Annotated in this window: 14 protein-coding genes; 6 read left to right on the top strand and 8 right to left on the bottom strand. The window is 58.6% G+C overall.

Annotated elements, in window-relative coordinates:
- Positions 1–178: 178 nt before the first annotated feature.
- Entirely contained in the window at positions 179–1,867 is a 1,689-nt protein-coding gene (gene fadD2, locus BFQ04_RS02340) for a long-chain-fatty-acid--CoA ligase FadD2 (protein WP_065949405.1), read from the bottom strand.
- A gap of 213 nt (positions 1,868–2,080) precedes the next feature.
- Here fadD2 and BFQ04_RS02335 point away from each other — a divergent pair, with 213 nt between their 5' ends.
- The 3 genes from BFQ04_RS02335 (at position 2,081) to BFQ04_RS02325 (ending at position 5,240) form a co-directional block, all read left to right on the top strand.
- Positions 2,081–3,025, top strand: coding sequence for an alpha/beta hydrolase (locus tag BFQ04_RS02335; RefSeq protein ID WP_065949404.1), 945 nt, complete (start codon positions 2,081–2,083; stop codon positions 3,023–3,025).
- Between the two features lie 57 nt (positions 3,026–3,082).
- Positions 3,083–3,553, top strand: coding sequence for a MaoC family dehydratase (locus BFQ04_RS02330; protein WP_065949403.1), 471 nt, complete (start codon positions 3,083–3,085; stop codon positions 3,551–3,553).
- A gap of 328 nt (positions 3,554–3,881) precedes the next feature.
- Positions 3,882–5,240, top strand: a complete 1,359-nt coding sequence (locus tag BFQ04_RS02325; RefSeq protein ID WP_065949402.1) for a sialidase family protein — start codon at positions 3,882–3,884, stop codon at positions 5,238–5,240.
- 170 nt (positions 5,241–5,410) lie between these two features.
- Here the strand turns inward: BFQ04_RS02325 and BFQ04_RS02320 are convergent, their stop codons facing one another.
- The gene (locus BFQ04_RS02320; protein ID WP_065949401.1) at positions 5,411–5,878 is read right to left on the bottom strand and encodes a ferritin-like domain-containing protein; all 468 of its coding nucleotides are present in this window, start codon (positions 5,876–5,878) and stop codon (positions 5,411–5,413) included.
- 205 nt (positions 5,879–6,083) lie between these two features.
- Here BFQ04_RS02320 and BFQ04_RS02315 point away from each other — a divergent pair, with 205 nt between their 5' ends.
- On the top strand, positions 6,084–6,320 hold the full coding sequence (locus BFQ04_RS02315) for a DUF3820 family protein (protein WP_065887770.1): 237 nt from the start codon (positions 6,084–6,086) through the stop codon (positions 6,318–6,320).
- An 18-nt stretch (positions 6,321–6,338) separates the two neighbouring features.
- Positions 6,339–7,514, top strand: coding sequence for an aminotransferase class V-fold PLP-dependent enzyme (locus BFQ04_RS02310; RefSeq protein WP_065949400.1), 1,176 nt, complete (start codon positions 6,339–6,341; stop codon positions 7,512–7,514).
- Between the two features lie 200 nt (positions 7,515–7,714).
- On the opposite strand, the gene BFQ04_RS02305 is transcribed toward BFQ04_RS02310, so the two are convergent.
- The 3 genes from BFQ04_RS02305 to zwf are packed head-to-tail and all read right to left on the bottom strand — an operon-like array spanning position 7,715 to position 10,564.
- Entirely contained in the window at positions 7,715–8,380 is a 666-nt protein-coding gene (locus tag BFQ04_RS02305; protein WP_065949399.1) for a bifunctional 4-hydroxy-2-oxoglutarate aldolase/2-dehydro-3-deoxy-phosphogluconate aldolase, read from the bottom strand.
- A 17-nt stretch (positions 8,381–8,397) separates the two neighbouring features.
- Positions 8,398–9,111, bottom strand: a complete 714-nt coding sequence (pgl, locus tag BFQ04_RS02300) for a 6-phosphogluconolactonase (protein WP_065949398.1) — start codon at positions 9,109–9,111, stop codon at positions 8,398–8,400.
- Positions 9,098–10,564: a glucose-6-phosphate dehydrogenase gene (gene zwf / locus BFQ04_RS02295; RefSeq protein ID WP_065949397.1), complete on the bottom strand. Its 1,467-nt coding sequence runs from the start codon at positions 10,562–10,564 to the stop codon at positions 9,098–9,100. Before zwf ends, pgl begins: the two co-directional genes overlap by 14 nt.
- Positions 10,565–10,784: 220 nt before the next feature.
- On the opposite strand from zwf, the gene BFQ04_RS02290 reads away from it, so the two are divergent.
- A complete protein-coding gene (locus tag BFQ04_RS02290; protein WP_170039859.1) occupies positions 10,785–11,645 on the top strand; it encodes a MurR/RpiR family transcriptional regulator in 861 nt (286 codons plus the stop codon).
- A gap of 121 nt (positions 11,646–11,766) precedes the next feature.
- On the opposite strand, the gene BFQ04_RS02285 is transcribed toward BFQ04_RS02290, so the two are convergent.
- The 3 genes from BFQ04_RS02285 to BFQ04_RS02275 all read right to left on the bottom strand — a co-directional run bounded on the left by BFQ04_RS02285 (position 11,767) and on the right by BFQ04_RS02275 (position 15,305).
- Positions 11,767–12,612: a D-hexose-6-phosphate mutarotase gene (locus tag BFQ04_RS02285; RefSeq protein ID WP_065949396.1), complete on the bottom strand. Its 846-nt coding sequence runs from the start codon at positions 12,610–12,612 to the stop codon at positions 11,767–11,769.
- 100 nt (positions 12,613–12,712) lie between these two features.
- Entirely contained in the window at positions 12,713–14,059 is a 1,347-nt protein-coding gene (locus tag BFQ04_RS02280) for a carbohydrate porin (protein ID WP_065949395.1), read from the bottom strand.
- A gap of 85 nt (positions 14,060–14,144) precedes the next feature.
- On the bottom strand, positions 14,145–15,305 hold the full coding sequence (locus BFQ04_RS02275; RefSeq protein WP_065949394.1) for an ABC transporter ATP-binding protein: 1,161 nt from the start codon (positions 15,303–15,305) through the stop codon (positions 14,145–14,147).
- Positions 15,306–15,307 lie beyond the last annotated feature (2 nt).

Here is a 15,307-nt window from a genome sequence, read left to right as displayed (position 1 = left end):
TTTTTAGAGCAAAGATTCTATATCGCTGGAATCCGCTCTGGAATGGGCTTACTGGGCAACAAATACCCAATGTGGGAGGGGGCTTGCCCCCGATAGCGGTGTATCAGTCACCCCATATGTCGACTGAACCACTGCTATCGGGGGCAAGCCCCCTCCCACATGTTGAGCCTGTTTCACATCAGGCGATGTCGCGTAGCTCCCGCCGCAGAATCTTGCCCACCGGCGTCATCGGCAGCGAATCCCTGAGCACAATATGCTTGGGCACCTTGTACCCGGTGAAATTGGTCTTGCAGTACGCCTTCAACTCCTCAAGGCTCACCCCCTGGGCACGCGCCACCACAAACAGTTTCACCGCCTCCCCGGTACGCTCGTCCGGCACGCCGATCACCGCACAGTTGGCCACGGCGGGATGCGCCATCACCACGTCCTCGATTTCGTTGGGATACACATTGAAGCCCGACACGATAATCAGGTCTTTCTTGCGGTCCACAATACGGATAAAGCCATCGGCATCGATCACGGCGATATCGCCGGTCTTGAGCCAGCCTTCGGCGTCCAGCGCTTCGGCGGTGGCCTGCGGTTGCTGCCAATAGCCCTTCATCACCTGCGGGCCCTTGATGCACAGCTCACCGCGCTCGCCCAACGGCAGCTCGGCGCCCTCGTCATCGATCACTTTCATGGCCGTGGCCGGCACCGGAATACCGACGGTACCCAGTCGTGACTTATGGCCATACGGGTTGGTGCTGGCCACCGGCGAGGTTTCGGTCAGGCCGTAGCCCTCGCCGATCGCACAACCGGTGATGTGCTGCCAGCCCTCGGCGGTGGCCTTGATCAACGCCGTGCCGCCGGAGTTGGTCAGCTTGAGATGGGAAAAGTCCAGGTTCTTGAAGTCCGGATGGTCCATCAGCGCCACAAACAAGGTGTTGAGCCCCAGCAACCCGGTGAAACGCCACTTCTTCAACTCCTTGATGAACCCACCAATGTCACGCGGGTTGGTGATCAGCACGTTGTGGTTGCCGGACACCATCATGCACATGCAGTTCGCGGTGAACGCATAGATGTGGTACAGCGGCAGCGGCGCAATCATCACCTCCTGCCCTTCCTTGATCAACGGGTGACCATCGTCGCCGGTCTGGGACATGCACGCCCGCACCTGCTGCATATTCGCCACCAGGTTACCGTGGGTGAGCATCGCGCCCTTGGCCAGGCCCGTGGTGCCACCGGTGTATTGCAGCACAGCGATGTCGTCGAGCGTCACCGGATGGCGGGTCACGCCCAGGCCGGCGCCCATGCGCAGGGCGCGCTTGAACAACACCGCACGCGGCAGGTGATAGGCCGGGACCATCTTCTTCACTTTGTCGACCAGTGTGTTGACCAGCCAGCCCTTCGCGGCGGGCATGAAGTCGCCCATTCTGGCTTCGATCAGGTAGTCGATCTCGGTGTCGGCACACACCTCCTGAACCCGCGCACCGAACAGATTGAGGTAGACCAGCGCGCGCGCGCCGGCATCCTTGAACTGGTGGCGCATTTCACGCGGGGTGTACAAGGGGTTGGTATTGACCACGATCAGCCCGGCGCGCAGTGCGCCAAAAACGGCAATCGGATAATGCAACACATTGGGCATCTGCACCGCGATGCGCTCGCCGGGCTTGAGGTCGGTGTGCTGTTGCAGGTAACCGGCGAACGCCGCGCTGTGGCGCTCAAGCTCGGCGTAGGTGAGGGTAATGCCCATGTTGCTGAACGCCGGACGGTCGGCAAAGGTCTTGCAGGAGCGCTCGAAGACTTCGATCACCGACGTGTAACTGGTGAGATCAATGTCATTGGGAACGCCCGCGGCGCGTTTGTCATTCCAGAAATCAGGTTGCATTATTCTTGTCCTCTTTACCTGAACAGGTCCGGCCGCTTTTCTATGCAGCTATAAAGAGCGGAGCTTTGAGGACGTTAGCAGTAATGGCCAAACAGGCAAACACGCTGAACTGTGTCATTGATTGTATGAATCTTGTTGCTGAGGCGTAGGCAGATACCCCGCCCTCGGGCAGATGAGCTATACACTGCAACGACCCTGAGCAAAGGAACCGCCATGAACCACAGCACTTTCTGGCTGACCGCGAACGACCACAGCCGCCTGTACGTCAATCAATGGATGCCTGACGTTCCGCCCAAGGCCCTGGTGATGCTGTCCCACGGCATGGCCGAGCACAGCGGCCGCTATGCACGCCTGGCCCAGGCAGTGTGCGGCGCCGGCTACGGTGTATATGCGCTGGACCAACGCGGGCATGGCCGTACCGCCGACGAGGGCACCCTGGGGCTTTATGCCGATAACGATGGCTGGAACAAGGTCGTGGGCGATCTGGCCAGCCTCAATCAGCACATCGGCCAGCAGCATCCGGGGCTGCCGATCATCTTGCTGGGCCACAGCATGGGCAGCTATATCGCCCAGGCGTACATGCTGCATCACAGCGCCAGCTTGCACGGCGCGATTCTGAGCGGTTCGAATTTCCAGCCGGTGGCGCTGTATCGCGCAGCGCGGCTGATTGCACGTATCGAACGCGCACGCCAGGGCCTGCGCGGGCGCAGTGCGTTGATTGACTTCCTCTCGTTCGGTTCATTCAACAAAGCGTTCAAACCCAATCGCACCGCCTTCGACTGGCTCAGCCGCGACCCGGTTGAAGTCGACACGTACATCCATGACCCGCTCTGCGGTTTTCGCTGCACCAATCAACTGTGGGTCGACCTGCTCGGCGGCTTGCAGCACATCGGCAAAGCGTCCAACCTCGCGCAGATCGACCCGGGCCTGCCGATTCTGATAATCGGCGGTGAATGTGATCCGGTGAGTGAAGGCAAGCGTCTCAAGAGCCTGGCCCACGCCCTGCGTGAGGCCGGCTGCCAGCACCTGCAATTGACGATCTATCCGCAGGCGCGTCATGAAGTGTTCAACGAAACCAACCGCGACGACGTCACCGCGGATGTACTGACGTGGCTCGAGTACGCCCTGACATTGCGCAGGCCCACCCGCTGCGAATGACTTTGCGTTTAAAATCAGCCGATTAAATTCCCGATTAGCCACAGGATGCACGATTAGATGACCCAGGTAACCAACACCCCCTATGAGGCCCTTGAAGTCGGCCAGACCGCCAGCTTCAGCAAGACTGTCGAAGAGCGCGATATCCAGTTGTTCGCCGCCATGTCCGGCGATCACAACCCGGTGCACCTGGACGCCGACTATGCCAAGGCAACCATGTTCAAGGAGCGTATCGCCCACGGCATGTTCAGCGGTGCGCTGATCAGTGCGGCCGTTGCCTGCGAACTGCCTGGGCCGGGCACGATTTATATCGGCCAGCAGATGAGCTTTCAGAAGCCGGTCAAAATCGGCGACACCCTGACGGTGCGCCTGGAAATCCTGGAGAAGCTGCCGAAGTTTCGCGTACGCATTGCCACTCGCGTGTTCAACCAGCGTGATGAACTGGTAGTGGATGGCGAAGCGGAGATCCTTGCGCCGCGTAAGCAGCAGGTTGTGACGCTGACCGAACTGCCTCCGATCAGCATTGGCTGACCCATGGCATCGGGTAAGGGACGGCCTTCCATTGGCCGTCCTGATCGATAACCCCGGACTTCACGTCCGGCACCTGCTTTACACCCGTCTTATTCATACCGTGCAACTAACCTAGTACACATACACTTGCCCGCGGGTAATCCCCACGCAACGACCCTCAGTGAACAGGGCGTTGTCCCACGTCCAGCGCCCGCAATACGGACTGGCCCGGTTCTGTACGTTCGATAAAAATCAACAGGCTTTCAATATGTATTGCCGGTTGCCTATTCAGTCGCCCTCTCCACTGTACGACTGACAACGTATCTAGAACACGCCAGGAAACTATACAATGAAGAACCCACTCGACAATGTGGTTTATGAAAACAACACGTTCAAGGAATCGGGAACTTGGTTCAGCGGTACACACCTGCCGGACAGATCGTCGGCCAGTATCAGCGCGGTGGTCTTCAAAGGCGACCTGTATGTATTTATTCAACATTACGGCAGTATCGACAACGGCAAAGTGGATTACCTGATCTTCCAGCGTATGCCCTCGGGCCAACTGAAAAACACTGCCAAACACACCATCCCCCATATCTATGTCACCGGTACGCCTGCAGTAGCGGTGTACGACAATAAAATCTACTGCGCATTTCGGCCCGGTGGCGACTCGCAAAAGTTAACGTACACGACCTTTGACGGAGACACCTGGTCAAACGTCATTACCACGAAGAAAGGCATCTTGACCTCCCCCTCCCTGGCGGTTTATCAGGATAAATTATATTGCTTCCATCAAGGCTGGGAGGAAGACCGTGGCACCCTGTGGTATTCGACATTCAATGGCACCGACTGGGACCAGGATCAGCATATCCGCAACCTTGAGATAACTGAATCACCCACCCTTGCCGTGTACAAGGGCGAACTCTACTGCGCCTATCACAAGGCAAGTACCAAAACTGCCTGGTGCATTAAATTTGACGGCATACAGTGGTCTCACGAAATGAGCCTGTCTGCCAATGTTTCGGAAAGCCCTTCCCTTTATGTTTACAACGACAGCCTCTTCAGCGCACGTACCGTAAAGTCCGAACACACCAGTCTCTGTGTCAACTATCTGGACAATGGAACGTGGTGCCCTGACAAGATTATCGTGAAGGACGGCATCTCAAACAGTCCGTGCCTGGTAGAATACGAAGGGCTGCTTTATTGCTTCTATCGAAATAATGACCACTCCCTGTCGTACGCCTTCCAGCATTATCAAATTATTAACCGAACCGTGCCTCTGCTCGATGTCTGGGGAGAAGGACGCATCCACGCAGGTACCTCGATATCCGGTTTCGACGCGGCCGTTAATCTGAATTTATACCGTCAGCCCGTCTCCAATGGCGTCAACCGCCACAGTGCAATCCCGAACATCATGCCGGTCGCTACTTACGATGATCCTGATTTTCCCATCGCCTGCGAGCAAGTTAAAATCATTACCTTGATGGGGGCGCCTATTACCGAACGCGTTGCGGATGAAATAGGCCGAGTACTCGACATTGAGGGCATGGTGTTTTTATTTGCACCGGATGACAAGGAGAGGGAAATGTTTCAAATCAGGAACAAGTTTCGGCTCAAACCCATCAGCACCGCCACGCTTCCCTCGCCAATCGACCAGATCTCCAAAGACTTCCATCCCGTGTACGCCTATAAAAAACACAGGAGCTGAGCTGCAAGCGCCGAGGTCACGCTTATCAAAACCTGACAACGTGGTATCTCTTGAGCCTTGAAGGCTGGCGGCGCTGCGTGCAGGCGAAAAAAATCCGAGGCCCAAAGGGACCTCGGATTTTTTACGCGTTAGCTATCAGTCAACGCGCATGCAACCGTACAGCGCTCAAATCAAGACTGAGCACGTGCCTGGTTACGCAGGGCTTTCACCTGATCGTGGTTACGCTGCACGCCGTGATACTGACGTTCAACCAGATCACGAATACCCAGCAGGTTGTGCTTGTTGATCTTCTCGATCGCTTCACGGTAAGCCTTCAGAGCGTGATCTTCACCGCGCTCGGCTTCGTTGAGCACGGACTCTTCGTCCTTGCCGGTCACCATGGACTTCACGTCAACCCAACCGCGATGCAGGGCACCGGCCATGCTGCCGGAATCTTCCGGATCGCCACCCAGGGCACGTACTGCAGTTTTCAGCTCGGCAGCAGCAGTGGCGCAGTCGGCGGAGCGCTTGGTGAACAGTGCTTTGAGTTCAGGATGCTTGATGTCTTCTGCGCACTCTTGGAAACCTTTCTGGCCATCGATGCTGGTTTCGATCAGGTCGTTGAGTACAGAGATCGATTCTTTGTTGATGTCAGTCATTTTTCAATTCCTTGTGTGGATTGAGGAAGGTTGCCTTAATGATTGCAGCCGCCGTGCCAGGTTTTAAAAAATTACTTTTGCCTTATAATTCAATATCTTACGAATAATTGAACCATCTGTATGTATGTTATTTGCATGATCTGTCATTTGGCCTTCATGCAGAATGCCTGTATTTTCGAAGACCCCGCCTTCACGGCTCAACACCATGAACCCCGAAAAACTCGAATTGCTGATTACCCGCCAAATGCCTTTTGGCAAATACAAAGGCCGGATCATCGCCGACCTGCCCGGCCCTTATCTGAACTGGTTCGCTCGCGAGGGATTTCCCCACGGAGAACTGGGCGGCTTGCTCGCACTGATGCAGGAAATCGACCACAACGGCCTGGCCGAATTGCTCGAACCGTTGCGCGTCAAACACGGTAAACCCGCCCCTCGCCACTAATTAACCGAGAGCCACGCCATGCCAAGGAATGCGAACAACGAACCTCACTGGCAGGCCATCGCCCAGCGCTACGAACTGGAGCCGGGCCCGATCAATCTGGAAAACGGCTACTTTGGGCGCATGAGCCGTGCAGTCCAGGCGCAGTACCTGGAACACGTAGCGTTTATCAACCGGAGCAACTCGGTGTATGTGCGCCAGCGCTTCGAACAAGGGGAAAATATCGAGACTCGCCGCCAACTGGCCGCGTTGATCAATGCAGACCCCGACTCGGTGGCCTTCACCCGCAACGCCACCGAAGCCTTGCAGTCGCTGATCCGCAACTACAACCGCCTGCAACCGGGCGATCAGGTGCTGATCAGTGATCTGGAGTACGACACGGTCAAGGGTGCGATGCGCTGGCTGGCCGGTGTGCGCGGTGTCGAAGTGATCGAAATCGCCCATACATACCCGGCCAGTTTCGACAGCCTGTTGCAGACTTATCGCGATACCTTCAATCAATACCCGCGCCTGAAGTTGATGGCGCTGACCCATGTCACCCACCGTACCGGCCTGGTCATGCCGGTGGCGGCGATTGCCAGGGCCGCGCGTGAACAAGGGGTCGACGTGATCCTCGACGGTGCCCACGCCCTGGGCCAGATCGATTTCAACCTTGCCGAACTGGGTATTCAGTTCGCCGGTTTCAACCTGCACAAATGGATCGGCGCGCCGCTGACCCTGGGCTTTCTCTACATTGCCCCCGAACGCCTGCCGGATATCGACCCGGACATGGGCGAATTCCACTACCCCGCCACGGATGTGCGGGCACGTACGTCCTACAGCACACCGAACTTTCCGGCGTTGATGAGCTTGCCAATGGTGCTTGAAGAGCATCGGCAACTGGGTGGCGCGGCGGCCAAAGGTGCACGGGTCAACTATCTGCGGGACCTGTGGGTGAGCCAGGTGCGCGGGTTGCCGGGGATTGAGGTGCTGACGCCGGATGACCCGAGGCTGTATTGCGCGATTACTGCGTTCAAGTTCATTGGGCGCGATCAGCAGGTGATGGTCGACAGATTGCTCAAGGAGTATGACGTGTTCACCACGACCCGCTCAGGGGCGGCGTTTGGCACCTGTATTCGTGTGACGCCGGGGTTGGTGACTACCGCTGCGGACATCGATAGGTTGGTCCACGCAATTACCCAACTAAACGCAGATTAAAATGTGGGAGGGGGCTTGCCCCCGATAGCAGTGGTTCAGTCAATACACTGGGTGACTGATACACCGCCATCGGGGGCAAGCCCCCTCCCACATTGGTTTTGTGGTGATCTTGATTTCTACAGACAAAAAAAAGCGGTACACCGACCAAGTGCACCGCAAAAATGCCGTTAAGCACAGCAACAACGATTCGATAAATCAGATCAATCCAGCAGCGCCAGCGCCTCGGCGGTGACTTCCTGGATGCGTGCCCAGTCGCCGTTCCTGACCCACTCAGGATCAAGCATCCAGCTACCGCCCACGCACATCACGTTTTTCAACGCCATGTAGCTTTTGATGTTAGCCGGGCCGACGCCACCGGTCGGGCAGAATTTCACTTCACCGAACGGGCCACCCAAGGCCTTGATCGCAGCCACACCGCCGCTGACCTCGGCCGGGAACAGCTTGAAGCGGCGATAACCCAGGCCATAGCCTTCCATGATGCCGGAGGCATTGCTGATGCCGGGCAGCAGCGGGATCGGGCTGTGCACCGAGGCTTCCAGCAGGTCGCGGGTGATGCCGGGGGTGACGATAAATTGCGAGCCGGCCACTTCGGCCGCTTCGAGCATATGACGGTCCAGCACAGTGCCAGCACCGGTGCACAGTTCAGGGCGCTGCTCGCGCAGCACCTGAATGGCCTTGAGGCCGAACTCGGAACGCAGGGTCACTTCCAATGCGGTCAGGCCACCGGCTGCCAGGGCATCGGCCAGCGGCAGGATGTCCTGTTCGCGGGCGATGGTGATCACCGGCAGGATCCGCGCCTTGGCGCAGAGGCTGTCGATCAGGGCAACTTTATCCGCCATGGACACGGTCGGTTGAGGGCTTTTCATAGCGGCTGATCCTTGGCTCATGGGCACCAGTAAATCTCTAATGTAGGTTGCAAAAACGCGCGAATCGGCATGGCGGCGACGTCGTCACCCGCCAGCGCGGCGCTCAAGGTGGTCAATTTCGAGCTGCCGGAAATCGACAGCACGGTGTACTGGGCCGTCGCCAGCAATGCGCGACTCAGGGTCAGGCGCTGGTGCGGCACGGTCGGCGCCAGCATCGGCCAGCAACGGCGGGTACCGTCGGCCTGCAAGGCTTGGGCAAGGTTCGGGCTGTTGGGAAACAGCGATGCGGTGTGGCCGTCATCGCCCATGCCCAGCACCAGCACATCGATGGCCGGCAACTCGGCCAGCAGGCGATCGGCCTGCTCGGCGGCGTCTTCGAGGTTGGCGGCAGCGCTGTACAGGCTGAGAAACCTGGCCTCGGCCGCCGGGCCTTGCAACAGGTGCTGCTTGAGCAAGCCGGCATTGCTGTCGGCGTGCTCCACTGGCACCCAGCGCTCATCGGCCAGGGTGATGGTGACCTTGGACCAGTCCAGGACCTGCCTGGGCAGGTTCTGGAAGAACGCCACGGGGCTGCGGCCACCGGACACGACCAACGTCGCCTCACCACGGGCGCTGATGGCCGTGCGCAATTGTTCGGCCACGTCATTGGCCAGACCGTCCGCCAACAGCACGGGCGTGCGGTACTCATGGGCAGTGACGCCCTGAGGCAGTTTCAATTCAGATATCGCCATACCACGACCTCCCATCCCGCGTGATCAGTGCAATCGAGCTCATCGGCCCCCAGGAACCCGCCGCGTACGGCTTGGGCGCATCGCCGGATTTCTTCCACCCGGCGATCAACTGGTCACACCACTTCCACGCGGCTTCGATTTCATCTTTGCGAACAAACAGGTTCTGATTGCCGCGCATCACTTCCAACAGCAAGCGCTCGTAGGCATCGGGGATGCGTGCGCTGCGATAAGTGTCGGAAAAATTCAGTTGCAGCGGACCGCTGCGCAGTTGCATGCCCTTGTCCAGGCCCTGCTCCTTGGTCATCACGCGCAAGGAAATACCTTCGTCCGGCTGCAGGCGGATGATCAGCTTGTTGCTGATCTGCAAGCGCTGCTCGGGGGCGAAAATATAGTGGGACGGTTCCTTGAAGTGGATGACAATCTGCGACAGCTTTTGCGGCATGCGCTTGCCGGTACGCAGATAGAACGGCACCCCGGCCCAACGCCAGTTACGGATATCGGCGCGCAGGGCAACAAAGGTCTCGGTGTCGCTCTGGGTGTTGGAGTTCTCTTCTTCCAGGTAGCCCGGCACGGCTTTACCGGCGCTGTAGCCGGCGATGTACTGGCCGCGCACCACCTGGGTGGTCAGGCCTTCCGGGCTGATCGGCGCCAGGGCCTTGAGCACCTTGACCTTCTCGTCACGGATGCTGTCGGCGGACAGGTCGGCCGGCGGGTCCATGGCGATCAGGCACAGCAACTGCAGCAGGTGGTTCTGGATCATGTCGCGCAGTTGGCCGGCCTTGTCGAAGTAGCCCCAACGGCCTTCGATGCCGACCTGCTCGGCCACGGTGATTTCCACGTGGGAAATGTAGTTCTGGTTCCACTGGGTTTCGAACAGGCTGTTGGCGAAACGCAGGGCGATCAGGTTCTGCACCGTCTCTTTGCCCAGGTAGTGGTCAATGCGATAGGTGCGATTTTCCGGGAAAAACTGCGCCACGGCGTCGTTGACCTTGCGCGAGGATTCCAGGTCCGAACCAATCGGTTTTTCCAGCACCACGCGGGTGTTTTCCGCCAGGCCGACCTTGGACAGGTTCTCACAGATCGCGCCATACACGGCGGCCGGAGTGGCGAAGTAGGCGATCAGACGCTGTTCGCCACCGACCTTCTCGGCAAGGCCGACGTAGTCGTCGGCCTTCATGAAGTCGACATGCACATAAGCCAGGCGCGCCAGGAAACGCTGGGCCACGGCTTCGTCGAGTTCCTTGCCGACGTATTTGCGCAGTTCTTTTTCGATATGGGCCAGGTGCTGCTGCTCGGACCCGGCTTCGCGGGCCAGGGCCAGGATACGTGTGTCATCGTGCAGCAGGCCGGCACCATCGAGTTGATAGAGGGCAGGAAATAACTTGCGCAGCGCCAGATCACCCAAGGCGCCAAACAGGGCAAAGGTGCAGGGTTCTACGGTTATCGAAGGCATGATGTTTGTTCTTTTATCAAGTTAAGCTACAAATACCTTTTTTCAAGGCATCACTCAAGGAAAAATGTAGTAATAACCACAACATTTTCCGCAAATACGCATTGCGAGTGGTGGTGTTCGGCTACCCTCAGTAGGATAGGCCACCGCGAAATGCCACTCATCGATTGGTTACCGCCTTTTTATTTGCATCGTCGCCCGAAGGAAAGACTGAATGGACCGCGTGCGAAATCTTCTGGAACAGATCCGGAACCGCCTCGAAGAATTGAACAAGGCCGAGAAAAAAGTCGCCGAGGTCATCCTGCTCAACCCGCAGCAGGCCACCCGCTTCTCGATCGCCGCCCTTGCCCAGGCCGCCTCGGTCAGTGAACCGACGGTCAACCGTTTCTGCCGTTCGTTCGGTGTCAGCGGCTACCCTGAACTTAAATTGCAGCTGGCGCAAAGTCTGGCCAGTGGCGCAGCGTATGTCAGCCGCGCCGTGGAAGCCGATGATAACCCCGAGGCCTACACCCAGAAGATCTTTGGCAGCGCCATTGCATCCCTGGACAGCGCCTGCCAGGCCCTGGACCCGGCCCTGATCAGCAAGGCCGTGGATTTGTTGATCCAGGCGCGGCAGATCCACTTTTTCGGCCTGGGCGCCTCGGCGCCGGTGGCGATGGACGCGCTGCACAAATTCTTCCGTTTCAACCTGGCGGTGACCGCCCACGCCGACGTGCTGATGCAACGCATGATCGCCTCGGTCGCCCACACCGGTGAGTTGTTCGTGATCATTTCCTACACCGGGCGTACCCGTGAGTTGGTGGAAGTGGCGCGTATCGCGCGGGAAAACGGCGCGTCGGTGCTGGGGGTGACGGCCGAGAACTCACCGCTGGCCAAGGCCAGTACCGTGAGCCTGAACATTCCGCTGCCGGAAGACACCGATATCTACATGCCGATGACGTCGCGGATCATTCAGCTGACGGTCCTGGATGTGCTGGCGACCGGCATGACATTGCGCCGTGGCGTGGATTTCCAGCCACACTTGCGCAAGATCAAAGAGAGCTTGAATGACAGCCGGTATCCGGTGGGGGATGAGTTCAACTAAGCCGGTAGGTGTGTGGGCTTCAACGGCCTCATCGGGGGCAAGCCCCCTCCCACATTTTGATTTGTGAACCCATTCAAAAGTGGGAGGGGGCTTGCCCCCGATGAGGCCATCAGCCACACAACTAGGCCCCAGCCCTGGCCTGCAAGCTCAAATGCGCCCGCTCCCCCGGCGCCAGGCTCGCACCGGCCATCGCCGACTCCACACACACAAACCCCGATGCCTCATTGAAACTGACACCCAGCAACGGCCGGCTGCCCGGATGCCACACCACCGTGTCGGCGCTGTCGCCGGTATCGATGCACAGTTCACGCTGCCAGGCATGGTCCTTGAGCTGCAATTCGCCCTCATGCTGGAACACCCGCTGGCACCCACCATCGACCCGCAACTCGCCTTCCTGCTGGCAAACCTGACGATTGAGCTGGTCATAACCCTGCGCGCCGTCAAGCCCAGACAGCGCTACCTCGTCAACGTGACCGATACGCCAATAAGCGTGCAACGCATGGCTCAACTGGCACGGCAGCTCGTCCTGATGCTCAGTGCTCAGGCGCAGTTCCAGGGTGTCGCCCAACTGCGCGTGCAGGTCCACCTGCCAGTCACACAACTGCAACTGCCAATGCAGACGCACGCCCTCGTCATCGGTACTGCTGTCGAGCAGTTTCCAGTCGATCAAGCGCGCCCAGCCGTGGGACGGCCACGCGTTTTCGCTGGGGTGACGGCCATACCAGGGCCAGCATACCGGCACGCCGCCGCGGATCGCGCCGACTTGCGGCCATTTGGCCGCACACCACAGCCAGGGTTTCTGGCCGGTGGGCTGAAAGTGCAGCAATTGCGCGCCTTGGCGACTGAATACCGCCTGGCACAGCGGGTGGTCGATCACCAACACATCGCGCATCTGAAAGCGCTCCCAGGCGAACACCGGACGCTCGCGCAGGGACTTGAAAAAGCGTTGCAGCGGTTGCTCATGCATGTGCACAGGTCCTGAATATCACGGTGCCACTCAAAAAAAAGCGGATAGCCATGGCTACCCGCAAAATGCGCACAGAGAGAAGGAGCTTATCGCAACAGCGTTAGAACGTAGACTGAATCTTCAGGCCCGCTACCAGCGCGTTGTCGACTTTGTCCACGCCACCTGGCTGGACAACGTATTGCAGGTTAGGACGCACGGTCAGCCAGTTGGTGACGTGGAAACCGTAGTTCAGCTCGACGTTGTACTCGGTCTCGCGAATCGGCGTGTACAGCGGATTGTCGTAGTCGCTGATGCCATTGGCGGCATTGAGCAGCTGCGAGTTCTTCTTCACGTCATCGTTGACGTGCAGGCGAGCGACGCCAATGCCGACGTCATCTTTTGGACGTGCGTCGAATGGGCCCTTGTACACCAGCATCAACGACTGGTAGTTGTCGACCAGGTTGGTTTCCTTGTCGTGGAAGGTCGCGTTGGCCGCGATGTTCAAGCCGCGCGAAGCGTCGCCGTTGTGGGTGGTGAGTTGCTGTTGGGCAACGAACCAGTAGCCTTTTTTGCTGCTGCGGGTACGCAAGTTTGCGCCAGTGAGGACCGCATCGTTGCCGTTGACGTCTTCACGTACATCCGGAGCATCGGCCGCGCTTTTGTAGTAACCCACGCGGTATTCGCCCGGCAGGTTGTTGACCTTCGGCGACCAGACCAATTCCACCGGAATCACGGTGCCTTTGGTACCACTGCCGCTGAGTTTGAAGCCGTTGCCGTGCTCCAGTTGCGATGGGTTCTGGTTATAGGCGCCGATTTGCGCATACAGCTCAGGCGTGATGTTGTACTTCACGCGGATGGCGGCCTGGGCGACCGGCCAGTTGTACCAGGTGTTTACGTAGTTACCGACCTGGGAGCCACAGAACGACAGGTTCTGGAAGTCGCACGGGAAGGTGTTGAAGTCTTCGCCTTCACCGAAGTAGCCGAGTTTCACGTCGAGTTTGTTGTCGAACATCTGGTGCTGAACCCAGAACTGGGTCAGGCGCACCATGTGGCCACGGCCATACACTTCCTGCGACGAGCTCAAGGTGCCAGCACGCGGGTCGCCAATACGGTCATTGGAGATGTTCTGGCCATTACGGTTGGTAAACTGGATCTTGGCCTGGGTGTTATCCCAGCCCCACAGCTTTTGCAGGTCCAGTGCCACGCCCAGACCGAACTGGTCGGAGTAACGACCGGTCTTGTCGTCGTTGTAGCCACCGTGGGCGTTGTAGCCCATTTCCCCTACGTAATCGGCCTTGATGTCGATACCTTGCTCGATCAGCTTGGTACGCTCGCCGCCCCAATCGCCGGTCATCCACTTGGAATCGGCGCTGAACGCATCGGCCGCCATCGCATTGGCGGACAATACAAGGGCTGCTGCTGCTGACAGTTGGCAGAACAGCCGAGTGTTGTTGTGTTGCTTTTTCATCCCTACATCCTCGTCTTTATTGTTATTAAACTGTTTTTATCTAACGCGGGTTACATTTTTTAATTAAAACAATCAGTTATGTTGCTTAACGGCCCTTGAAGCGGGTTACGTTGCCGGCATGCCCCTGTGCCGGCGATGCAGCGGCGGTGCCCAATCGCTCACCGGTCTTGGCGTCGAACAGCAACACCTTGGCCGGGTCGAATTGCAGGGTCAGGGTCTCGCCTACCTGCGGTGCCACGTCCGGCGCCAAACGGCAGCAGACCTTGGTGTCGTTGAGCTGCACGAACACCAGGGTGTCCGGGCCGGTCGGCTCGGTCACCTGGACTTCGGCACGAATGCTCGACGCGCCGTTGCCCTCGCCCGCCGCCAGCACGATCTGCTCCGGCCGCAGGCCCAGGATCACGTCGCGGTCTTCCAGACCTGCGTCGTTCATGCCCAGCGCCAGCTCGCAACGGGCCTGGCCGCTGTCGAGCACTGCCACCAGACCACCGTCCTGGCGTTTTAGGCGCATGGGAACGAAGTTCATCGGTGGTGAACCGATAAAGCTTGCCACAAATAGGTTGGCAGGGTCGTTGTAAATTTCTTTCGGCGTGCCGAATTGCTGGATGATCCCGTCCTTCATCACCGCCACTTTGTCGCCCAGGGTCATTGCTTCGATCTGGTCGTGGGTCACGTAGACGGTGGTGGTTTTCAGGCGCTGGTGCATCAGCTTCATTTCGGTGCGCATCTCGACGCGCAGCTTGGCGTCGAGGTTCGACAGCGGCTCGTCGAACAGGTAGATCTTCGGCCGACGCGCCAGCGCCCGGCCCATGGCCACGCGCTGTTGCTGGCCGCCGGACAGCTGGCCAGGCTTGCGGTTGAGCAGGTGCTCGATCTGCAGCAGCTTGGCCACGCGCGCCACTTCGGCGTCGATGTCAGCCTGGGGCATCTTGCGAATCTTCAGGCCGAACTCGATGTTCTCGCGCACGCTCATGGTCGGGTACAGCGCGTAGGACTGAAACACCATGGCGATGTCACGGTCCTTGGGGCTCATGCCGCTCACATCCTGATCACCGATCATGATCGCGCCGCCGGAGATGGTCTCAAGGCCGGCGATGCAGTTCATCAAGGTGGACTTGCCGCAACCCGAAGGGCCGACCAGGATCAGGAACTCGCCTTCCTTGATCGACAGTTCGATGTTCTTCAAGGTGTCGGGCAGGCCGGCGCCATAGGTCTTGTTTACATTGCGAAGTTCAAGCGTAGCCATGA

Source organism: Pseudomonas sp. 37 R 15, assembly GCF_900004865.1.
Classification (GTDB): Bacteria; Pseudomonadota; Gammaproteobacteria; order Pseudomonadales; family Pseudomonadaceae; genus Aquipseudomonas; species Aquipseudomonas fluorescens_AM.
The sequence above is the reverse complement of the archived record's forward strand: the minus strand, read 5'-3'. Positions and strand labels throughout refer to the sequence as shown.